The organism is Photorhabdus sp. RM96S (assembly GCF_042879335.1).
GTDB lineage: Bacteria > Pseudomonadota > Gammaproteobacteria > Enterobacterales > Enterobacteriaceae > Photorhabdus > Photorhabdus kayaii.
Map to the genome: position 1 here is coordinate 17,177 of NZ_JBHFKT010000014.1, position 22,408 is coordinate 39,584.

20 protein-coding genes and 1 other RNA gene are annotated in these 22,408 nt (G+C 41.8%); 7 read left to right on the forward strand and 14 right to left on the reverse strand.

Annotated elements, in window-relative coordinates; translation table 11 throughout:
• Window position 1: 1 nt before the first annotated feature.
• Window positions 2-4,459 (reverse strand): glutamate synthase large subunit, encoded by a 4,458-nt coding sequence (gene gltB / locus ACGF49_RS10290; RefSeq protein WP_113043951.1) that lies wholly within the window; start codon window positions 4,457-4,459, stop codon window positions 2-4.
• A gap of 750 nt (window positions 4,460-5,209) precedes the next feature.
• On the opposite strand from gltB, the gene arcB reads away from it, so the two are divergent.
• From arcB to mtgA, 3 genes are all read left to right on the forward strand, one after another.
• A complete protein-coding gene (gene arcB / locus ACGF49_RS10295) occupies window positions 5,210-7,555 on the forward strand; it encodes an aerobic respiration two-component sensor histidine kinase ArcB (protein WP_113043952.1) in 2,346 nt (781 codons plus the stop codon).
• A gap of 233 nt (window positions 7,556-7,788) precedes the next feature.
• On the forward strand, window positions 7,789-8,442 hold the full coding sequence (gene elbB / locus ACGF49_RS10300; protein WP_113043953.1) for an isoprenoid biosynthesis glyoxalase ElbB: 654 nt from the start codon (window positions 7,789-7,791) through the stop codon (window positions 8,440-8,442).
• Between the two features lie 4 nt (window positions 8,443-8,446).
• Window positions 8,447-9,172 (forward strand): monofunctional biosynthetic peptidoglycan transglycosylase, encoded by a 726-nt coding sequence (mtgA, locus tag ACGF49_RS10305; protein WP_113043954.1) that lies wholly within the window; start codon window positions 8,447-8,449, stop codon window positions 9,170-9,172.
• Window positions 9,173-9,303: 131 nt separating this feature from the next.
• On the opposite strand, the gene dolP is transcribed toward mtgA, so the two are convergent.
• From dolP to ACGF49_RS10325, 4 genes are all read right to left on the reverse strand, one after another.
• Window positions 9,304-9,879: a division/outer membrane stress-associated lipid-binding lipoprotein gene (gene dolP / locus ACGF49_RS10310; protein WP_113043955.1), complete on the reverse strand. Its 576-nt coding sequence runs from the start codon at window positions 9,877-9,879 to the stop codon at window positions 9,304-9,306.
• A 10-nt stretch (window positions 9,880-9,889) separates the two neighbouring features.
• The gene (gene diaA, locus ACGF49_RS10315; protein WP_112878876.1) at window positions 9,890-10,480 is read right to left on the reverse strand and encodes a DnaA initiator-associating protein DiaA; all 591 of its coding nucleotides are present in this window, start codon (window positions 10,478-10,480) and stop codon (window positions 9,890-9,892) included.
• Window positions 10,481-10,504: 24 nt separating this feature from the next.
• Window positions 10,505-10,885, reverse strand: coding sequence for a YraN family protein (locus ACGF49_RS10320; RefSeq protein WP_113043967.1), 381 nt, complete (start codon window positions 10,883-10,885; stop codon window positions 10,505-10,507).
• Between the two features lie 70 nt (window positions 10,886-10,955).
• Window positions 10,956-12,698, reverse strand: coding sequence for a penicillin-binding protein activator (locus ACGF49_RS10325; RefSeq protein WP_113043968.1), 1,743 nt, complete (start codon window positions 12,696-12,698; stop codon window positions 10,956-10,958).
• Window positions 12,699-12,761: 63 nt separating this feature from the next.
• Here ACGF49_RS10325 and rsmI point away from each other — a divergent pair, with 63 nt between their 5' ends.
• On the forward strand, window positions 12,762-13,628 hold the full coding sequence (gene rsmI / locus ACGF49_RS10330) for a 16S rRNA (cytidine(1402)-2'-O)-methyltransferase (RefSeq protein ID WP_113043956.1): 867 nt from the start codon (window positions 12,762-12,764) through the stop codon (window positions 13,626-13,628).
• Window positions 13,629-13,703: 75 nt separating this feature from the next.
• Window positions 13,704-14,080: RNase P RNA component class A (rnpB, locus tag ACGF49_RS10335), an RNA gene on the forward strand.
• Window positions 14,081-14,123: 43 nt separating this feature from the next.
• Here rnpB and ACGF49_RS10340 read toward each other — a convergent pair.
• Window positions 14,124-14,825 carry a pirin family protein gene (locus tag ACGF49_RS10340; protein ID WP_113043957.1) on the reverse strand — a complete coding sequence of 234 codons (702 nt, stop codon included), beginning with the start codon at window positions 14,823-14,825 and terminating at the stop codon, window positions 14,124-14,126.
• Window positions 14,826-14,935: 110 nt separating this feature from the next.
• Here ACGF49_RS10340 and ACGF49_RS10345 point away from each other — a divergent pair, with 110 nt between their 5' ends.
• Window positions 14,936-15,832 (forward strand): LysR family transcriptional regulator, encoded by an 897-nt coding sequence (locus ACGF49_RS10345; protein WP_112895519.1) that lies wholly within the window; start codon window positions 14,936-14,938, stop codon window positions 15,830-15,832.
• A gap of 339 nt (window positions 15,833-16,171) precedes the next feature.
• Here ACGF49_RS10345 and ACGF49_RS10350 read toward each other — a convergent pair whose 3' ends face one another.
• The 8 genes from ACGF49_RS10350 to ACGF49_RS10385 all read right to left on the reverse strand — a co-directional run bounded on the left by ACGF49_RS10350 (window position 16,172) and on the right by ACGF49_RS10385 (window position 21,133).
• On the reverse strand, window positions 16,172-16,942 hold the full coding sequence (locus tag ACGF49_RS10350) for a hypothetical protein (protein WP_113043958.1): 771 nt from the start codon (window positions 16,940-16,942) through the stop codon (window positions 16,172-16,174).
• Between the two features lie 98 nt (window positions 16,943-17,040).
• Window positions 17,041-17,379, reverse strand: a complete 339-nt coding sequence (locus ACGF49_RS10355; RefSeq protein WP_387490827.1) for a hypothetical protein — start codon at window positions 17,377-17,379, stop codon at window positions 17,041-17,043.
• A gap of 847 nt (window positions 17,380-18,226) precedes the next feature.
• A complete protein-coding gene (locus ACGF49_RS10360; protein WP_113043960.1) occupies window positions 18,227-18,622 on the reverse strand; it encodes a DoxX family protein in 396 nt (131 codons plus the stop codon).
• A gap of 212 nt (window positions 18,623-18,834) precedes the next feature.
• Entirely contained in the window at window positions 18,835-19,095 is a 261-nt protein-coding gene (locus ACGF49_RS10365; RefSeq protein ID WP_271859186.1) for a YqjK-like family protein, read from the reverse strand.
• Window positions 19,088-19,489: a phage holin family protein gene (locus tag ACGF49_RS10370; protein WP_228902200.1), complete on the reverse strand. Its 402-nt coding sequence runs from the start codon at window positions 19,487-19,489 to the stop codon at window positions 19,088-19,090. The genes ACGF49_RS10365 and ACGF49_RS10370 overlap by 8 nt, the downstream gene beginning before the upstream one ends.
• A 1-nt stretch (window position 19,490) precedes the next feature.
• Window positions 19,491-19,796, reverse strand: coding sequence for a YqjD family protein (locus ACGF49_RS10375; RefSeq protein ID WP_112878868.1), 306 nt, complete (start codon window positions 19,794-19,796; stop codon window positions 19,491-19,493).
• A gap of 194 nt (window positions 19,797-19,990) precedes the next feature.
• On the reverse strand, window positions 19,991-20,662 hold the full coding sequence (locus tag ACGF49_RS10380) for a DedA family protein (protein ID WP_112878867.1): 672 nt from the start codon (window positions 20,660-20,662) through the stop codon (window positions 19,991-19,993).
• 264 nt (window positions 20,663-20,926) lie between these two features.
• Window positions 20,927-21,133, reverse strand: coding sequence for a hypothetical protein (locus ACGF49_RS10385; RefSeq protein ID WP_146748133.1), 207 nt, complete (start codon window positions 21,131-21,133; stop codon window positions 20,927-20,929).
• Window positions 21,134-21,222: 89 nt separating this feature from the next.
• On the opposite strand from ACGF49_RS10385, the gene ACGF49_RS10390 reads away from it, so the two are divergent.
• A complete protein-coding gene (locus tag ACGF49_RS10390) occupies window positions 21,223-22,185 on the forward strand; it encodes a TerC family protein (RefSeq protein ID WP_387490832.1) in 963 nt (320 codons plus the stop codon).
• Window positions 22,186-22,408: the final 223 nt, after the last annotated feature.

The following is a 22,408-nucleotide window of genomic DNA, read 5'->3' on the forward strand; positions in this document are numbered from 1 at the left end:
CTTATTGCGCTTGAATTCGCAACTCTGCGGAAGAACGACTGCGATGTCCCAATAGGGCTTTCACATCACTGGATTTTGGCTTCACAAGCGCAAATTTGCTCAGCCACTGTTGCCAGTTAGCAAGAATATCTTCACCGCGCTGGGAGCCTGTCAGGTGGACGTGTTCAGTGATAAGCCCTCTCAAGTGCTCTTCGTGGATAGCTAAGGCATCTACTGCCAGTACTTCAACCAACTCTGGGTTAACCCGTTTGCGGAAATCATCATTTTCATCCAGGACATAAGCAAAGCCGCCGGTCATTCCTGCACCAAAATTTATTCCAGTGCGTCCGAGAATACAGACGATACCTCCTGTCATATATTCACAGCCGTTATCTCCGATACCTTCCACAACCGTGATAGCACCTGAATTACGAACGGCGAAGCGTTCTCCTGCTCGCCCGGCTGCAAACAGCTTGCCTCCGGTTGCACCGTAGAGACATGTGTTGCCAATGAGGGTTGCCTGATGGCTTTTGAAGGCAGAACCTACAGGAGGGTGTATGACAATGCGGCCGCCAGCCATACCTTTGCCGACATAATCATTGGCATCACCGATAAGCGTCAGCTCCAGACCGCCGGCATTCCAGACGCCAAAACTTTGACCGGCAGTACCATTGAAATGAATTTTTATGGGCGTTGCGGCGATCCCCTGATTACCATATCGAGCAGCGATAAAACCGGAAAGGGAAGCGCCCACTGAACGATCCGTATTACGGATATCGAAATAGAAAGTTTTACTTTGTTGGTTTTCAATATAGCTAGCGGCTTGAGCCAGTAAATTCTTATTCAGGACCCCATTATCGAATGGTGGATTGTTTTCAGTGCAATATAAGGCTTTGCCCTGATGGGGTTCTGCGGTTGCCAAGAGCGGATCAAGATTGAGTTTGCTCTGTTTTGCTGAAATACCTTCCAGTACTTCCAACAGGTCAGTTCGGCCTATTAAATCAGTTAGATTTTTGACACCCAATGTAGCCATGATTTCTCTGGTTTCACGGGCGATAAAGCGGAAATAATTCATTACCCGTTCAGGTAATCCGTGGTAGTGGTCGCGACGTAATTTCTCATCCTGAGTGGCAACCCCGGTTGCACAATTATTAAGATGGCAAATACGCAGATATTTGCATCCAAGGGCAACCATTGGCCCAGTACCGAAACCGAAACTTTCAGCGCCAAGAATGGCCGCTTTAATAATATCTACGCCTGTTTTCAACCCGCCGTCAACTTGTAAGCGGATCTTATGACGTAATCCGTTAGCAACTAGCGCTTGTTGGGTTTCCACCAGCCCCAATTCCCACGGGCATCCTGCATATTTCACCGATGACAATGGACTGGCACCGGTACCGCCGTCATAGCCTGCGATAGTAATTAAATCGGCATAAGCTTTGGCAACGCCAGTGGCAACAGTACCAACACCGGGTTCTGAAACCAGTTTTACTGAGATCAGCGCATTGGGGTTGATCTGTTTTAGATCGAAAATCAACTGAGCTAAATCTTCAATAGAGTAAATATCGTGATGTGGTGGTGGAGAAATAAGTGTTACGCCGGGGACGGAATAACGTAGTTTTGCAATGTACGGTGTTACCTTATCACCCGGTAATTGCCCACCTTCTCCGGGTTTAGCGCCTTGTGCGACTTTAATCTGAATCACATCAGCGTTGACCAGATAAGCCGGTGTCACACCAAACCGACCGGAAGCAACTTGTTTGATACGGGAAACCTTTTTTGTTCCATAACGTGCGGGATCTTCTCCACCTTCGCCGGAGTTGGAAAAACCACCTAACGTATTCATAGCTTCAGCCAGAGCTTCGTGTGCTTCCGGGCTTAATGCTCCAATCGACATCGCTGCGGTATCAAAGCGTTTAAACAGCTCTTCGGCAGGTTCTACTTCTTCAATAGGTAGAGGTTCACCTTTTGTTTTTATCGCCAGCAAATCACGGATTGTGGTAATTGGACGCTGATTAACCAAACGAGAATATTTCAAGTAATCGTGATATTCGCCACTATGAACCGCAGACTGTAAAGTGCTTATCACATCTGGGTTATAAGCGTGATATTCGCCGTTATGAACATATTTCAGCAATCCGCCCTGATCGAGTGGTTGACGAGCAAGCCATGTACGTTTAGATAAGTTTTGCAGATCCTGCTCGAAATCGCTGAAATTAGCACCGCCAATTCGGCTGACGACGCCATTGAAGCAGAATTCAGTTAATTCGGAATGTAAGCCGACAGCTTCAAATAGTTTAGAGCAGCGATAGGAGGCGATAGTCGAGATGCCCATTTTCGACATGATTTTATATAACCCTTTATTAATACCATTGCGGTAGTTAAGCATGACATCAGCATAAGGTTTATTAATTGTGCCATTATCGACCATTTTGGCGAGGGATTCATAAGCCAGGTAGGGATAAATCGCTGTTGCACCAAATCCCAGTAGTACAGTGAAATGGTGTGGATCACGGGCACTCGCTGTTTCTACTATCAAGTTGGTATCACAGCGTAGGCTTTTTTCTACCAAACGGTGTTGAATAGCGCCAACGGCCATAGGCGCTGGTATAGGTAACTTCTCCGACGTAATGTTGCGGTCAGATAATACCAACAATACCGCACCATCTCTGGCGAGTTGTTCAGCCTGATCACACAATGCAAACAGGGCATTTTGCAGATTGGTTTCTTGTGGATTGAAAGTTAAGTCTAATTGTTCTGCGCGATAGTGTGGACTTTGCTGCGTTATTAATTGGTGAAAGTCAGAGTAGAGCAGAATAGGAGATTTAAAACTTAATCGGTGTGCCTGTCCCTCTGCTTCACAAAATACGTTCATCTCCCGCCCGATGCAGGTGGTGAGAGACATAACATGTGCTTCGCGTAGTGGGTCGATTGGCGGATTAGTGACTTGAGCAAATTGCTGGCGGAAATAGTCATAAATAATCCGTGGGCGGCTGGAAAGGACGGCAAACGGCGTATCATCTCCCATTGAACCGGTTGCTTCCTGACCATTCTCTCCCAGGACTCGGATGATTTGATCTAGCTCTTCGTTGCTGTAGGCAAATTGTTTGTGATAGACCGCTAAGGATTGATCGTTCAGATCCCGATGACCAGTTTGATCTTCCAGTAATTCTTCGAATGGGGTCAGACGCTTGACGTTTTTATCCATCCATTCTTTATAGGGATGGCGGCTTTTCAAGTCATTGTCTGTTTCTTCTGCATGCAGGATGCGGCCTTGGCGGGTATCAATCACGATAAGTTCACCGGGACCAACTCGCCCTTTTTCCACCACTTCATCTGGTTGATAATCCCAGATACCGACTTCGGAAGCACAGGTGATCAACTTATCTTTGGTGATAACATAACGGGCTGGGCGCAAGCCATTACGATCCAGATTACAGGCAGCGTAGCGTCCATCTGACATAACGATACCCGCGGGGCCATCCCACGGTTCCATGTGCATAGAGTTGAAATCAAAAAAAGCCCGCAGATCTTCATCCATATCAGGATTGTTTTGCCATGCGGGAGGAACCAGCAATCGCATAGCACGGATTAAATCCATTCCGCCGTTGAGAAACAGTTCCAGCATATTATCCAGCGAGCTGGAATCTGACCCTGTTTCATTGACAAAAGGGGCGGCAGTGTGCAGATCGGGAATAAGCGGTGTCTTGAATTTATAGGATCTTGCTCGTGCCCACTGGCGGTTACCGGTGATGGTGTTTATTTCACCGTTATGGGCAAGATAGCGGAAAGGTTGTGCCAATGGCCAGCGCGGGACGGTATTGGTTGAAAAGCGTTGATGGAATAGGCAAATTGCCGATTCCAAACGTAAATCAGCCAGATCGGGATAGAAACGGGGCAAATCTGCCGCCATGCACAGCCCTTTATAGATAGTCACTAGATTAGACAAACTGCAAACATAAAAGTCGCTGTCATTGATGCGTTTTTCTATTCGTCGGCGAGCAACGAACAAGCGGCGTTCTAAATCACGTGCACGCCAGCCAGCCGGAGCATTAACAAAAATCTGTTCAATATGAGGGAGGCTTGAAAGGGCTATTTCGCCCAGAATATCACTGTTGATGGGGACTGCACGCCAGCCAACGACTGACAGGGTTTCATTTTGTAGCTCTTGTTCGATGATTGCCCGGCAGTTTTGTGCAATCTGAGGATCTTGGCTGAGAAATAGCATACCGACGGCGTAATTGCGGGCTAAATGCCACTCTTGCTCCTGTGCGACCATCCGAAAAAAGCGGTCAGGTTTTTGCAACAATAAACCACAACCGTCACCGGTTTTGCCATCTGCCAGGATTGCCCCACGATGTTGCATTCTGGCCAAGGCATGGATAGCGGTACGTACTACTTTGTGGCTTGGCTCCCCTTCAATATGGGCTATCAGTCCAAAGCCACAGTTATCCTTTTCTTGAGATTTGTTATATAGCATAGTGTGAACCTCCCGAGGTTCTGTCCGACTCTCACAGAAACTCACAGACATTTGTGAGATTAATATTTTTTACTGGCGTCTGAATTGCGCCCTCAATCAACCACCACTTGTTTATTTGTGATAAACAGGTGGTGACTTAAATGATATTGTGTCACTGCATAATTATGGTTCAGATGAGAATCTGACAGATGATTTCCAGTGACGACTTTCCAAGTTAACTAGAAATATAAATCAGGTCAAATATCACCGGGATAAGATAAGGACAGGTGACAAGTAAAGTTAATGCTATGATTTATAAGTGGAAAAATTAACATTAGTGTTGTGTGATATAGATCATGTTAGGATTTTAATGTGATTTATATCACTAATATTCGTGTAATATTTGTTTTGTATATGCTGTTAAACTTTTATTTATTAGATTTAAAATCTGACTAATGTTAACTTTACGGAATTAATTTATATTTTTGTTTATTTATAAGAATAAAGTTTTATCTTTTTGGGGTATTAACAGAGTAAAAAAGAATTTTATGCTTATTTTATCAATGTATTTGATTATTTATTCATGCTTGGATTGTGCGAAAAGACCGGCAGGAGTAAAAAGCCAGAATAATGTTTGGGAAGTCATCATTAAAACTATTAAATAATACTATTGTTTTACCAGGTCAACAATTTCTGTTATTCCTTCAACGAAGTGGCCGGTTTTTTACGGTATGATCCGGAATGGTCATATTTAACGGGAGTTTTTATGAAATGAAGCTGCTCAGGGGCCTGGCCCAATATTATGTTGATTTAATGATGAAATTGGGGTTAGTGCGCTTCTCATTACTGCTTGCATCTGCACTGGTCGTTCTTGCTATGTGTGTACAGATGGTAGTCACTTTTCTGCTTCAGGGAGGAGTGCAAAGTATTGATTTAGTTCGCTCAATCTTTTTTGGTTTGTTGATTACACCTTGGGCTGTCTATTTTCTTTCGGTTGTTGTTGAACAGCTTGAAGAGTCCCGTCAGCGATTATCTAAATTAGTTGAAAAGTTGGAAGTTATGCGTCAGCGTGATCGGGAACTTAATCAGCAATTAAAAGACAACATTATTAAGCTTAATCAGGAGATCTCGGAAAGAGAAAAAGCTGAGCAGGCGCATCTGATATTGTTGGATAAACTCAAAGAAGAGATGAAACACCGTGAGCAGACGCAGATTGAGTTGGAACAACAATCTGTATTGTTGAAATCTTTTCTCGATGCTTCTCCTGATTTGGTCTATTACCGTAATGAAAATAATGAATTTTCTGGTTGTAACCGGGCGATGGAATTGCTGACGGGTAAAAGCCAGAAACAACTTGTCGGGCTGACACCAAACGATGTTTATGACAAAGAGGTTGCTCGCAAGGTAATGAAAACCGATGAAAAAGTGTTCCGTCATAATGTTGCACTCACTTATGAGCAATGGCTAGTTTATCCCGATGGTCGAAAAGCCTGTTTTGAGCTTCGGAAAGTCCCTTTTTATGATCGGGTAGGAAAAAGACATGGGCTTATGGGATTTGGGCGCGATATAACGGAACGTAAGCGTTATCAGGACGCTTTGGAGAATGCAAGTAGGGATAAGACCACTTTTATCTCAACGATTAGCCATGAGCTTCGTACGCCTTTAAATGGCATTGTTGGTTTGAGCCGTATTCTGCTCGATACTGAGTTGACATCTGAGCAAAATGACTATCTGAAAACGATTCATGTCAGTGCCATCACGCTGGGTAATATTTTCAATGACATTATTGAAATGGATAAAATTGAACGGCGTAAAGTGCAAATTGATAATCAGCCAATTGATTTTACCGGTTTTATGTCCGATCTGGAAAACCTCTCTGGGCTGCTGGTGCAACCGAAAGATATTAAATTTGTCATGAACCCAGAACTGCCACTGCCTGCCAGAATCATGACAGATGGTACTCGCTTGCGCCAAATTCTGTGGAACTTGATTGGCAATGCGGTGAAATTTACGCAAAAAGGTGAGATTACTGTTCGAATCTGGTACGAAGAGGAAGAACGTTTGCTGTTTGAAGTCACAGATACGGGGATTGGTATCCCACATGATGAGCTGGAGAAGATTTTTGCGATGTATTATCAAGTGAGAGGCAGTCATGGTGGTTGTCCAGCAACGGGAACCGGTATTGGATTGGCGGTATCCAAACGTTTGGCTCAAAGTATGGGAGGGGATATTGTGGTGGAAAGTGAGCCGGGACAAGGTTCTCGATTTACACTGTCTATCATTGCACCGGCTATGGAGGAGAATCTTTTATGCAAAGAAGATACAGATGATTATCCACTTCCAGCGTTGCATATCTTATTGGTGGAAGATATTGAGCTGAATGTGATTGTTGCTCGCTCTGTATTGGAGAAATTGGGTAACAGCGTGGAAGTCGCTATGAATGGTAAAGATGCGCTAGACGTGTTTAAGCCAGGAGAGTTCGATTTGGTACTGCTTGATATTCAGCTACCCGATATGACCGGGTTAGATATCTCCCGGGAATTAAGTCAGCGATATGCCAAAAAGGATCTGCCTCCGCTGATTGCACTGACAGCAAATGTCTTAAAAGACAAAAAAGAGTATCTGGATGCAGGTATGAATGGTGTGTTGAGTAAGCCGCTTTCTGTGAATGCGTTAACCGCCATTATTGAACAATATTGGGGGGAACAGTCTGTGCATCATATGCAGCCGGAAGAAGAGGAGTCAGGATTGATGAAAAAAGGTGAAGATTTACTTGATACAGAAATGCTTAACCAATACATCGAGCTCGTTGGGCCTCAATTGATTCGCAATAGTCTGAGTGTGTTTGAAAAGATGATGCCGGGTTACTTATCTGTTCTGGACTCAAACATGACAGCTAAAGACCAGAAAGGCATTACGGAGGAAGCGCATAAGATAAAAGGTGCTGCGGGATCAGTTGGATTGCGTCATTTACAGCAACTGGCCCAGCAGATTCAATCACCTGATTTACCTGCATGGTGGGATAATGTTCAGGAATGGGTTGATGAGTTAAAGCAAGAATGGAGAAACGATACGGAAATTTTGGGAGAATGGTTGACGGACGCTGAAAAAAAATAACCCCAACCGAGGTTGGGGTGCGCGAATACTGCGCCAACACCAGGGAAAACTGTTTACACGCCTATCTAATATTTGGTTGCGGCGAGTAAATGAGGAATTCTCCGTACATCATACAAGTACCAACATAGCAAAGATAAGATTTTTTGTTACAAGATTCATTAAAATCTGTGATGAAGATTGGTGTTTAACCCCCTAAAGGGTTAAGCAATAATCTACTACAAATGGAGTGAGGTATGAAATCAGTTGCGGTTGTCTTAAGTGGATGTGGTGTATTCGATGGTAGCGAAATTCATGAGTCAGTATTAACTCTGCTTTCTTTAGACCGTTTAGGTGTTAAAACGAGCTTTTTTGCGCCTGACGAACGACAACTTCATGTTATTAATCATATTAACGGTGGAGAAACTGGCGAAGAACGTAACGTCCTACAGGAATCTGCTCGTATTTCAAGGGGAAAAATTAAGCCTTTATCACAAGCAAATGCCGATGAATTTGATGCCCTGATAATTCCTGGGGGATTTGGTGTTGCAAAGAATTTATGTGACTTTGCCGTTAAGACAGTTGATTGCGAAATAAATAAGGAATTATTAAGTTTTGTGAGGGCTATGCATAAGCAACATAAACCAATGGGATTTATGTGTATTGCGCCTGTTATGTTGCCAAAATTACTTAATAAACCGGTGAAACTAACTGTCGGCAATGATCCTGAAACGGTTGCTCAAGTAGAGGCAATGGGAGGAGTCCATATCATTTGCAAGGTAAATGATGTTGTTGTTGATTTAGAAAATAAAATTGTGACGACACCAGCCTACATGCTTGCTGAATCTATTTCTCAGGCAGAAGAGGGAATTGATAAACTTGTCAGAAAAGTATTGGAAATGACTGAGTAACTGGATGCGAAATCCTTTTCAATTTTTATGGTACTGGCTTAAAAAAATCGTAATCTCAGTTATTATCTTATGGATAGTTTCTGTTGTTGCATTTTCATTTTTGCCAGTGCCGTTTTCTATGGTTATGGTTGAGCGCCAGATTAGCGCTTGGTTATCAGTTAATTTTTATTATGTATCTTGTTCTAGTTGGGTAGGGCAAGGACAAATATCGCCAAATATCGCATTGGCTGTTATTGCTGCGGAAGATCAAAAATTCCCACAGCATTGGGGATTTGACTTTGATGCTATCGAAAGTGTACTTGAGCGTAATAAGAATAATTCTGGAAGGCTCAGGGGGGCTTCAACGATTTCTCAGCAAACGGCCAAAAATTTATTTTTGTGGGACGGACGTAGCTGGGTAAGAAAAGGGTTGGAAGCCGGGATGACCTTTGCTATTGAACTGGGATGGTCAAAAAGTAGAATTCTGACTGTTTACCTTAACGTAGCAGAATTTGGCGATGGCATTTTTGGTGTTGAAGAGGCATCTAAACGCTATTTTCATAAATCAGCCAGTAAATTGACGGCATCAGAAGCCGCTTTACTTGCTGCTGTATTGCCTAATCCACACCGCTATAAAGTTAACTCACCTTCGGCTTATGTCTTACAGCGTCAGCAATGGATTTTGCGGCAAATGCGGTTGTTGGGTGGGGTGAGTTATCTTGAGAAAAATGGGTTAATGAAAAATGATTGAAGGAAGAATGAGAGGTTATTCAGTTTGACGTGGGATGATGAAAAGGGTAAAACGCCAGCGCCAAAAAATGACGCGGCCTGATACCTGAATGTTTGACAGATTTATCGTGTCATCACTTTCAATCAATATATTTAATTCAAATAAGTAAATGCGGTTGTTACCCGCTTAACACCGTTAGTTTCGCTGGCAATTTTCGCTGCGGCGTTACCCTCTTGTTTGGTCAGAATGCCCAGTAAAAAGACTTCGCCGTTTTCCGTAACGACTTTTATGTTAGAAGACTTAACCGAGTCACTAGCCAGGATTTTTGAGCGTACTTTAGTTGTAACCCAGGTATCCTTAGAAGCAGTACCTAATTCAACAGGTTTCCCCTGACGAATTTCATTGTAAACGGTGTGTGCTCCATCAACACGCGATGCTATCTGTTTAGCACGGTCTGAAAGGCTTGAGTCTGGGGTTTGACCTGTCAGTAAAACTTTTCCTTGATAGGCAGTGGTAATAATACGGGTTTGCTCTTTGAGCTGCTTATCTTTGTTAAGCGCATTACTGACACGGGCTTCGAGAGTACTATCGTCAACCTGTTGACCAATAGTGCGGGGATCGGTTGCGGTTTTAGTCGCTACGGCAGCAGAACTGACCACGACTGCCCCAATACATCCTTGTAACATTACAGCAGCACAAATCGTAGCTAATAGGGAGAAAAATCGCATTATTGGCTCCTTAGTCATCCTGATGGGGAAAGAGTGTATTATCGATTAAGTCACATAAGCAGTTAACTGTTAGCATATGAACTTCTTGAATTCTGGTACTGCGATGAGATGGAATACGAATCTCTACGTCTTGTGGACCGAGTAAGCCGGCAAGCTCACCACCATCATAGCCAGTAAGGGCGACAATTGTCATATCGCGGGTTACGGCGGCTTCAACGGCTTTGACAATATCACGGCTATTACCATGTGTAGAAATCGCTAATAACACATCGCCTGGCTGACCTAATGCCCGTACTTGTTTAGCATAAATTTCATCATGCTGTTTATTGCTTGAAATCGCAGTGATGACCACATTGTCTGCATTAAGTGACAATGCGGGCAGGCTTGGGCGCTCAGTTTCAAACCGGTTAATCATATTGGCAGCAAACCGTTGGGCAGTCGCTGCTGAGCCTCCATTACCACAGCAAAGGATTTTGTTACCATTCAGTAATGACTGAACCATCATCATTGCCGCTCGCGAGATAGCATCAGGTAATGCTTCTGCGGCTGCAATCTGAGTTTGAATACTTTCTGTAAAACAGACTTTAATTCTATCCAGCACGTTTATAACCTACTCAGTATCATTTTAACGAGTAAACTCATTTTGATTGAAGGCATTTTGCAACCATTCAAATTGTTGACCAGTAATAGCACAAATATCAAAGCGACAAGAAGAGGTTTCAAAACATTCACCTCGTTGAAACAGCCATACTGCGGCAGTGTGTAATAATTTTTTACGCTTGCTACGGGTGATTGTCACCAATGCATCTCCATATTGTCCTGATTTGCGAAAACGGACTTCAATAAAGACCCAAGTTTGCTTGTCTTTCATAATCAGGTCAATTTCACCACCGTGAACTTTCACATTTGCGGCGATAAAAGATAATCCTTGTTTTTGTAAAAACAACTTTGCCTGCGCTTCATAGTTGCGTCCCAGCAGATAACTTGTCAGCTTCTTCATTTTTATCCTGCTTTTTATTTCATTCTGAAATGAGTCATTTGAATTGAAAGGCCGCTTGGTAGCAAGCGGCAAGTAACTAAATAGCCGTGATTTGGCCTTGATGATATTGCATCCATGAGAGTTGTCGGAAAATGGTGCAGTTTTCTTGAACAGACAGCACCCCGGAAGCACCATTGAGTTGGAAATCACTTTGAAGCTGAACTTGACTGAATTGATTTGCTAATGACCAGGCATCAATACCCATAGCATAAAGGCGCATCAAAGAGTAATCATGTGTAAATTTACTGGCTGCTTGCTGCATCAGTGACAAGTTAGCACCGGCGATTAAGGGAATGTCACTGAATTGCATTCCCTCCATCTCCAGGCGGAAATCGGGACCAACGCCCGCCTGATTACTGCGGGAACTTGCGTAAAGGGCGGGCTTATCGCGGGAGCTGATTGCCATATCAATCATTGTCTTAATTAGCGTCAGTTCATCCAGGGTAGAAACAATATAAACGGCATCCACTGAGCCGCCAGTAGAAGTAGGAACGACATCGGTGTTTATCTGGGGGATTTCCAGATCACCAATAGCGATTGATGTAGGTTGATTGCTTGTGACATTGACGGCTGTTCCGGTCAAGCGAATACCGGTACCTCTATTAATTAATTGTTTCAGTTCGGCGGAAGAGCTAAAAGTTTGTTGCAGAACAGCATGTCCCCCTTGTTTTTGCCATTCCTGTGCAAAGGCTTTGGCAATGCGATCACCAAAAGTCCCTCTGGGGACCAAAATCAGAGGATTCTGTTTCTGTTGCTGCCAAATATGTTCCGCAGCATTTTTCGCTTCATCTTCTGGTGACAAAGAAAAATAGCAGATATTAGAGTGTGGTTGAGCATTGTCTAACTCGTTTAGTACTAGCATGTTTAATGCAGTATTTATCTGAACGAGTTTAACCACATCTGGCTTAAGTAACGGCCCGACAACTAAATTCACACCATCCTGCTTAGCCTGAATGAATAAGTTTTCCAATGGCTGGCTGGCTGTGTCATAGATTTTGACCTGTTGTGTGTTAACCGGTGCATTGGCTATGACAGGTGTTGTTTGAGTGGTTGGTATTGTTGAGTCTATGATCGCCCCTTCACTAGGGGACATATCGGTAGAAACCACGCTATCTGACGCGCTATCGTTGTCTGCTATAGATAAATTTTCCGGGTTTTCTGTTGGCAATGATGGACTGGGTAAACCGGCCTGAGCATCAAGAAAACCTTGGCGAATGGCTTCACCGAATACTTTTGCTTGACCACTTAATGGCAGGAACAGAGCAATACGGATATTCGTATTTTGCTGTTGGATGGCTGTCTGTTGTAATTGAACTGGGAGTGACTGTGCGGCAGGGTTTTGTGGATAACGAATTTTCCAGTCACGGATAGCTGCCTGTAGTTTGTCGGAGTCCTGTTTGTTATCCTGATAGGCACTGAGTAAGTCCAGCCAGCCTTGCAGAACATTTTCATCAGCGTTGATGACCAATCCACGGCGCTCTTGTGGTGAAAGACGGGTCAGCATTTGCCAGGTATCATCAATATTTTTTTGACGAGCCGCACTCTCTTTCACAAGTGGTTCCTGAGCGATATAAGCACGGATAACATCAAGAGAAGGTTCGCCATGGGCGGCATCAATGATGGATTGATAACGGGCGATTTCTGCACTGATTTTGTCCTGAGTTTGCAAAGGTTGTTGCCCCTGTTGATCAGGTACGGTACATCCTGCGATGATCATGACTGCCAGCATAGCTGAACAGACTAAACCAGTTTTGATACGCACAAAAATTGAGGAAAGCATACTGTATCCAGCGATGTTTTTTTCAAAGATGCTCAATTTTAAATCGGCCATTCGGATGAAACAATGAATCAACCTAATCGAGCAGTGGTTACGACATCCACGCTATATGTTGTACCAACCCCCATTGGAAACTTGGGTGATATCACTCAGCGTGCGCTTGAAGTTCTTGAGCATGTCGATCTGATTGCAGCCGAAGATACGCGACATACTGGCTTGTTGCTTCAACATTTTGCCATTAATGCACGCATGTTCGCACTTCATGATCATAATGAACAGCAGAAAGCAGATCAATTAATTACAAAACTCCAACAAGGGAAAAGTATTGCATTAGTCTCTGATGCAGGAACGCCTCTGATTAATGATCCTGGTTATCATGTGGTTCGCCGTTGCCGTGAAGCTGGTATTCATGTTGTCCCACTTCCAGGGCCTTGTGCGGCGATAACCGCCTTGTCTGCTGCTGGTCTGCCATCAGATCGTTTCTGTTACGAAGGATTTCTGCCCGCAAAGCGTAAAAGTCGGACAGATACTTTACGGGCTTTGCAACAGGAACCACGCTCATTAATTTTTTATGAATCCACTCATCGTCTGATCGAAAGTTTAGAAGATATGGTTGAGGTGTGGGGAACTGAACGTTACATCGTTTTGGCAAGGGAATTAACAAAAACTTGGGAATCTATTCAAGGGATGCCAGTGGGTGAACTTTTGGCATGGGTGAAGGAAGATGAAACCCGTCGTCGTGGTGAAATGGTATTGATCGTTGAAGGCTATAAAAAACCGGATGACGATGTTTTGCCTCCAGAGGCATTAAGAACGCTGGCGCTTCTTCAACAAGAGCTGCCATTGAAAAAAGCAGCGGCATTGGCAGCAGAGATTCATGGTGTGAAGAAAAATGCACTTTATCGCCATGGGTTGGGTCAGAATGAAGAATAATAGCAATTGCTGAATTAGGGCAGATAGTCGGTAAATGCCTATACATCGTTGGACAAACCTTTTATAATCCGCCGCGGAGTTGACTAGACAGTCGCTGCTTTATCATTAATCCTTTGGATGATAGATGGAGGAGAGGAAAGTCCGGGCTCCACAGGGCAGGGTGCCAGATAACGTCTGGGGGGTGAAAGCCCACGACCAGTGCAACAGAGAGCAAACCGCCGATGGCTTACTTAATGTAGGATCAGGTAAGGGTGAAAGGGTGCGGTAAGAGCGCACCGCGCGGCTGGTGACAGTTCGTGGCACGGTAAACTCCACCCGGAGCAAGGCCAAATAGGGGTTCATTAGGTACGGCCCGTATCGAACCCGGGTAGGCTGCTTGAGCCAGTGCGTAAGTGCTGGCCTAGATGAATGACTGTCCACGACAGAACCCGGCTTATCGGTCAACTTCACAAATTTAGCCCCGTTAGATTGAAATCTGACGGGGCTTTCACTTTTTTAAGCAGCCAGATCAATTAACAGCCCCTGGAATTCCGTATCTGCTTTTAAAACCAGACGACTTTCTTCATGAATAAAAGCGCCATCTCCGCATTTAATTAAATTGCTATCCTTAGAATTGCCTCTTATTTTTATATTTCCGTTTAGGGATTGCAGATAGGCATTTTTTCCCTTTAATTGCAGATGATGAGATTGATTTTTATTAAGGAAAATATGATTTACCCACACTTGCTGACGTAATTGCATACTGCCATCTTCCGCGGTTGGAGAAGCTAGCATAGCCAATGGCTGTTCCGGTAATTCCATTCGTTGCAATGGTAAGCTTTCCTGCTGAGGAAAGGCATTCAGCCAAAGCTGTAAGCGTGTTAGTGGCTTATTAATACTGGCATTATGTTCACTGTAGCTGATGCCTTGACGGGTAGAAAATAGTAAACATTCTCCTTTACCGGCTTTGATGTAGTTGCCTTCGCTGTCACGGTATTCTGCTTCACCTTGTAGAATAATATTCAATATATCCACATGTGGATAGGATCTAGGTTGGAAAGCGGCTTTGGGGGCGATGACTTCCTGATTGAGTACACGTAGCGCACCATAACCTAAAAACTTTGGATCAAAATAGTGACCAAATGAAAATGTATAACGAGCCTGTAGCCAACCATAGTCAGCTTTCCCACATTGTTTTGCTGTTCTATTTATAATCATGATGGTGGTTACCTTAAAAAAACACACACTAAGAATAGTAATTATCTGGACGGCGAAATGTTAGCCAGTTAATCTGGTCAGCATATTCAAATTTCCTGATTGAGAAAAATATGAGCAAAGAACGAGCGCTTACACTGGAATCTCTCCGGGTCATGGATGCGATTGATCGGCGGGGAAGTTTTGCTGCGGCCGCTGATGAGCTTGGTCGTGTTCCTTCTGCACTTAGCTATACGATGCAAAAATTAGAAGAGGAGTTGGATGTAGTGCTGTTTGACCGTTCGGGTCACAGAACTAAATTCACCAATGTTGGCCGTATGTTGCTTGAGCGTGGACGTCAATTGCTTGAAGCTGCTGATAAATTAACGGCTGATGCAGAAGCATTAGCGCGAGGTTGGGAAACTCACCTGACAATTGTTTGTGAAGCATTGGTTCCGGCTTCTTCATTATTCCCGTTAGTAGGTAAGCTTGCTCAAAAATCGAATACTCAGCTCTCTTTATTGACTGAGGTTTTGGCGGGTGCATGGGAGAGGTTGGAAACTGGTCGGGCGGATATTGTTATTGCACCAGATATGCATTTTCGTGCATCGGCAGAAATTAATTCACGTCAGCTTTACAGCATTACCAATGTCTATGTCGCTAGCCCTGATCATCCTATACATCAAGAGCCGGAGCCTCTGTCCGATGTCACGAGGGTGAAGTACCGTGGTATTGCTGTAGCAGATACAGCGAGGGAGCGCCCGGTATTGACGGTTCAATTGTTAGATAAGCAGCAGCGTTTGACGGTCAGTTCTCTGGAAGATAAACGCCGTGCTCTCTTAGCTGGGCTGGGCGTTGCTACCATGCCTTATCCTATGGTGGAACAAGATATTGCAGAGGGTCGTTTGCGGGTGATTAGTTCTGAATACAGCCATGACACAAATGTCATTATGGCATGGCGACGAGACAGCATGGGGGAAGCTAAGTCTTGGTGTTTGCGGGAAATCCCTAAATTATTTGTTAGTCGGTAAGTAGAAGCGATGTGAACAATCAAATTAGGAGTTAGGATGTAAAAAAACATGATTCGATGATTGTTTAACAAAATATGAAATTGTGGCACAACGAATGTGACATTCGTAAATGGCGCCAGCTAGTACAGCAGACTGTCTGGTTGGCTGTGCTGATCTTTTTGAGCAGAGCTGGCATCATTAGTAGGTGTAAATTTTTTCTGAACCAAAATTTTGGGGGATGGCAACAAATAGGACAGGCCATAGTGCATTTTTCTTTGGCAAGAAAGATGCTGCTATAGCAACTGCCTGACTTTCTGAAAAATTGTACTTATTAGCCGAATCCGTCTCCATTTATTATTTTTAGCCAAAATGATTTTTTGCCATATGATATTGTTTGAGAAGATCATCGGTATTATCGTATGTGACAGACCAGCTACTTAGGTTAATTGTTGTGTTATGTTTAACACTGTCTTTGTTCTTTTGTTTATAATCTTTTATTTGTAGTCTCCAACGTATTCCTAATACCCCAATTCCATCGCTTGTGTATTTTTTTTTATCGAAATTATCTATTAGTAAGAGGAATTTTATTCTCCACCCGGAATCATAGTCTTTGATATTGTCATCGTTAATTGAGCTTAGGAGATTTGTTAGCGCAGATTCCATATCTGTTTTGTCCAGAGGTTCTACTAGAGTCTCAGAAGATCCCCTGGCAATTTGGATAAAAGCATTTTTCACTGCCTCTACGTTATCATATTTATTGATTGATGCTGGAGGATCATCCTCATTTCCCGTAAATGTACTGCAATTTTCCCCTAGCCATTTAAAATGTTCCGGTACACCAATATAAATTAGTTTTGTTTTGTATCCGAGGGCATCATCCTCTGGTGACCAGTTAGCTTTGGATGTATGTACGAAATTGTCAGCAATATACTCCCCAATTGCAAATGACTGTGTACTTCCTGTAATTAGTTGTTTTCTTACATCCTCAATATATTCTGAGAGTAAACTTTCATCCGTAAGATCACATGTTAATCCAAGAGCAGTTAATTGTGCCTTTAAGTCACTTGTGGATAGTTGGTCTGGTGTGTCTTTTCTTAATCTCACATTTATTTTTTTACCATAGATAGTCATAAACTCTCCGTTATTATTTTATGGGAATTAAATGTTGATTTAACAATGCATTATAGGTACATTGATTAATTTGAGCTCTATTTTTCTAGCTTAGAATTTTATGGTCTATAAATTAATTCAATGCCTCTTAAATTGCCAAGTCTTACGCAAATGTTAACTTCTAATGCATTGAGATAAGCATTATGACTCATATCATAGAGCCCATAAACACCGTTACCCTCTGTAATACCGGGGGTTAGATATGTGTCATACCATTCCCCTTCTACTAATACATTCATGGCAGGTCCATTTCCATTTTGGTTGCTTGTAATATTTATACTGCTTATAGATGTATTAGCAATTAATTTACCGTCGCAAACATCCTTTAATTTTCCTGCTCCGGTAGCATAAAAAGGCATTAAACAAATAATGGTATAAGCAATTGAGCTATATTTCATTTGTCTTCCCTATTCGTTTATTGTATGAAGGATTCTGTGAATTATCTGGTACAGGTATTTTGTTGAAATTAAAACATAATTATTTAAATTTAAATACTAACTATTAGTCTGAGTGACTATCAATATTTTTAGTGGGTCTCCTATTGCTTAAATGATTTTCTAATGTATATAGTTATGTGTCAAGTTGTTTTTTTTCAGTTTTTGTGTCAATTGATAATATTCTTGATTTATCTCTTTAAACACGTCTTTTTATTTTTTTTATTTAATGGTTATAGGGTTTTTTAATTTCAAACTGCAATTTAAAAAACAACTGGTTTTTTTAAAAGCCGATTGTCTTAATATTATTTTGTGGAAAAGTGGTTGTAATATAATAAGTATAGCTATTATTGAAAAGGATTTTAATTTAATGTGATAATGTTAATTTTTTATTATTTTATTGTCTGGAATATAATGAGTGATAATTATGTGAAGAAAATATATTAATCGTGAAATTGAATAATAAAAATGTGTGAATTTTAATTTAAATCTCTATATAAATAATAATTCGATATTATAATAGCAATGATTTATTATGAAATAATTTAATTATTTCCTGCCGAGAAGGGAGATGGTTATTTATTTTGATAAAATAACTATTTTACCAGAGTCATTGTGATTCAATAGAAGTTTGTCCTATTGATTAAAGTGAGCCGAAAGATCTTCGAGATCTTTCAGCTTGCTATTTACCTTTAGACTGAATATTGGATATTTGGCTGATAAAATCCTTGAGCGAGAGTGGGATTTTGATCGTTTCGCCTTTTACCTGAAAACTATTATTTTTCAGATTCATAACAGTCACAGCAGGATATTACCAGTTTCTCTTCATCAGACGATCAATACTGAATTTACCTGGACCTGTGATAGACAGTAACAGATAACCTCCTCCGATAGTCAGGTTCTTAAGAAACATAGTCTGGTTCATCCCTTCAGCAAAATTGCTGTGGAAGAGCACGGCAGTCAGGACACAGAAACCAAAGGTAAATAACGCGGTGGTACGGGTTAACAAACCAAACAGAACTGCCAGGCCACCACCTAATTCAAGTAAGATTGTCAGTGGTAATAGAAAGCCAGGGACGCCCATAGCATTCATATATTGTTGAGTACCCGCGTAGGAATCACCTAATTTTCCATAACCTGCAACGATAAACAGAATCGGCATCAAAATGCGAGCCAGTAGCAGGGCACTATCTTCAAATTTTTTCATTAACAACTCCTAAAACGCAGAGAAATAATAATAGTTTTTTTGATGATTAACTTGTACTAACTCGAAATAGCACGATTTGCTAATCATTAACGGATGGAATGTATCCTAAAGGTAGGTGAGCTTAGTTGTAAGCAAGGATTATTAACAATTTTATACAAAGTTTTTGAATGTAGGTAACTAAAGTTATCATCAATGAGATATATTATGAAGAATTATTTCCATTTCAATATTCGAATGATGTGGCGCGACAAACGATAAAATTTCATAGGATGACGCAGGCTATATAAAGAGATAGCGTGGATTGCGGGTCGCAGATAGGGTTTTAATGACAAAAGCTTTTGCCAGCTTTTGTCATAAGGTTCAGTAAAGCTCTTCCAGAGCTGTGTATTGTTGGAAAGTTCAAGTCGCTGTAGCTGGATATTTCTGAGTAGTTGCTGTTTTTTTAGCTTTTTTTTCTGACGTTGTTTACTCATTACTGTGATCCTCCAACATTTCTCTATCTATCTTTAATTGCTCGCGTGTTGCACTAAGTAATGTTGAATTTCGCGCTTTCCTGATGGTCCATATAAGGCCGATAAGCGCCAGAATGAGTAGTGTGCTAGTGGTACTAGCTAATACAATAAAGCGCCAGCTAGGATCGATAGCCCAAAAAATCATAACAAGCAGACACATGAGGCCGAAAGCGGTAAGCAGTAGTGTCAGACTGGCTATGACTATTAGCTGTATTAAAGTGGCTTTTTCTTTTTCCAACTCCAGAACGATCAATTGCAAACGAGTTTCTACTATCTCGATAACAACAGCGGCAATGCGTTGGAGAATGTCAAGGACCCCTTTAGCGGGGCCTTGAGATTTGGATGAGTTGATCATATTAGCGTTTAGCTAACACTACACCTAATATGGCACCGACAACAGTACCAATACCGATGCTTACCCAGGGCTTATCGTGAACGTAGACATCAGCACGACCCGCCATATCTTTTGTTTTCTTAACAACCATATCACTGGCATTACTGAGTTTAAAACGAGTATCTTTGATGACTTCCTCTACTTTGCCGCGAAGTTCTTCCAGCTCGACTTTGGATTTATCACCAGAGCTTTTGATCACTTCTTCCAGTGTATCTGCGAGTGATTTTAATTCAACGTGTAGATCTTCAGTAGTTTTGATCTTTGACATGTAGATTACTCCTCAATGTAAGGTGTGTGTATTTGACTTAGTCAGTTGCTTTTCCTAATGCCGGAAAAGACTATCACTAAATATAGCTTATATTTTGGAAGGTGAATAAAAAACATTAGCGTTATTTCACTATTCTGCTGCAAACGATACTTTCATCTACAGCAGGGAGGGATATTGGATTTTATTGGAATTAATTACTTTTTTTGAGGGGGTTGGCAAGTTTTTTTACGCCATACAACTAACAAACTGCCGCTAAAACCAATAATAAGTAAGGCAAGTGGCAGTAATATCAGGAAATTCATTACCAAGTCTTCATATTGACGGAAAATGGGGGTCTTACCAAATGCATAACCCAAAGAGGTAAGGATAATGACCCACAGGAAGCCACTGAGCCAGTTAAAAAACTGGAAACGACTGTTTTGTAGACCTGTCAGTCCTGCAAGTGTTGGTAAGAGGGTTCTGACAAATGCGAGGAAGCGGCCAAGAAGTAAAGCTGATAGGCCGTGGCGGTGAAAAAGATTGTAAGCTCTTTGGTGATAATAAGCTGGAAGGTGAGAGAGCCAGCCTTGTACTGTCTTGGTATTTCCTAACCATTTTCCTTGGAGATAACCAATCCAACAACCTAAGCTTGCTCCGGCAGTTAATACTACAATCGTTAGAGGGAAACTCATTGCACCTTTGGCAATCAATACGCCAACTAGTATAAGCAGGCTGTCTCCTGGTAAAAATGCAGCAGGAAGGAGGCCATTTTCAAGGAAGAGAATCAAGAATAGCATGATGTAAATGGCCCATAATAGGGATGGGTTGGCCAGAGTTTCATAATCCTGGTACCAAAGTGCATATATAAGTTCTTTTACTATTTCCATCAGGTGTTCCTAAAATGCCTTTGTTCGTTCATCCTGAAAGCATGAGGCTAAACCGATTAAATTACATCCTATTTTACGTTATTTGGTTGGTTTTTATGCCTTTTCACCGTTGAAAAAAGCAAATGACGCAGCCTGCGCCACTGTAACAAAATCAGGGGTGACTAAACAGAAAATTTTGGTGATCAATTGAACGTTCATTAAAATAGGATAAGAAATGGGTCTATGAGGTTGGATGAATTGCGTTTGTTCCCACTGTTTTTATTGTCATTTTTTTATTTTTTCAGTGGTAGATTGATTCTTGTCTGAATTTGATTTATTTTTCACCACAGCAAAGGGGAGTAACTTCCTTGCCGGTTTATCGTCATTACGGTGCAACAGCATCCGGTAGCCGGGCAACCCTGAACTTATACCTGATGGTGCATTTTCTGTGTTGTAAGTGAGACCTTGCCAGAAGGCGAGGGTTGCTTGCAATACATCCATCTCCACGATGTGGGGAAGAAATATAGCAGCGGCTGGCGTCTTCTGAGACTTCAGCCGTTTTTGTTTGTGAGAGAGAGAAAATGAACTCTGTGGGTAGCCCTCTTTTATGGGGAAGTTTTGCTGTCTTAATTACGATTATGTTGTTGCTGGATCTATCCTTACAGGGGCGTAAGAAAGAGCAGGCAATGTCATTTCGTCAAGCTGCTGTCTGGAGTGTGATCTGGATAAGTTTATCGCTCTTATTTGCATTAGGATTATGGTGGTATTGCAGAGAAACCGCAGGGGAAGCGGTTGCCAATAGTCAGACAATGGCTTTCCTTACCGGGTATTTACTTGAGAAAGCACTTGCTGTTGATAATGTGTTTGTTTGGCTGATGTTATTTAGCTATTTTGCTATTCCGGCAAATTTGCAACGTCGGGTGCTCATTTACGGTGTCTTAGGCGCAATTGTGTTGCGTACCGTGATGATCTTTGCAGGGAGCTGGTTGGTTTCTCAATTCAGTTGGATACTCTATCTGTTTGGCCTCTTTTTGCTGGTTACCGGCGTTAAGATGGCGTTGGCGAAAGAGGATGATTCCCCGATAGGCGATAAACCTTTTGTTCGTTGGCTAAAAGCGCATATTCGCATCACTGATAATCTTCACGGAGAACGTTTCTTTGTGAAAGAAAAGGAGTTGTTATATGCGACTCCACTAATCCTGGTTCTGATTTTAGTTGAAATTAGTGACGTTATTTTTGCGGTAGACAGTATTCCTGCTATTTTTGCTGTGACTACAGATCCTTTTATTGTTTTGACCTCTAATCTTTTCGCTATCTTAGGATTACGTGCGATGTATTTTCTGCTGGCAGGGGTGGCAGAGAAATTTACAATGCTGAAATATGGTTTATCAGTCATTCTGGTATTTATCGGTATTAAAATGCTAATAATGGATTTTTATCATATTCCTATGGGGATTTCTCTGGGAACTGTAGCAAGTATTTTGACAATAACAATTATTATTAATGTTTGGGTAAATAAATACAAAACTAAAGAGATACAGTAATTAGATAACTATTTTTTAACAGATAACCATATCTTTCTTGAATGGGGAGATATGGTTTCTTATTGTCTTAAATTGCTGTGAAATGGTTAAACATAAAAACAAATAATTGTGTTTTGTAAATGTGTAAATTGCCGTTTTGATCACACAAATGTGAATGTATTGTTAATAAGTGCTGGCGAGGTTGTATATTTTAACTATCGTAGCTTTTCACTACTCTTGGTTT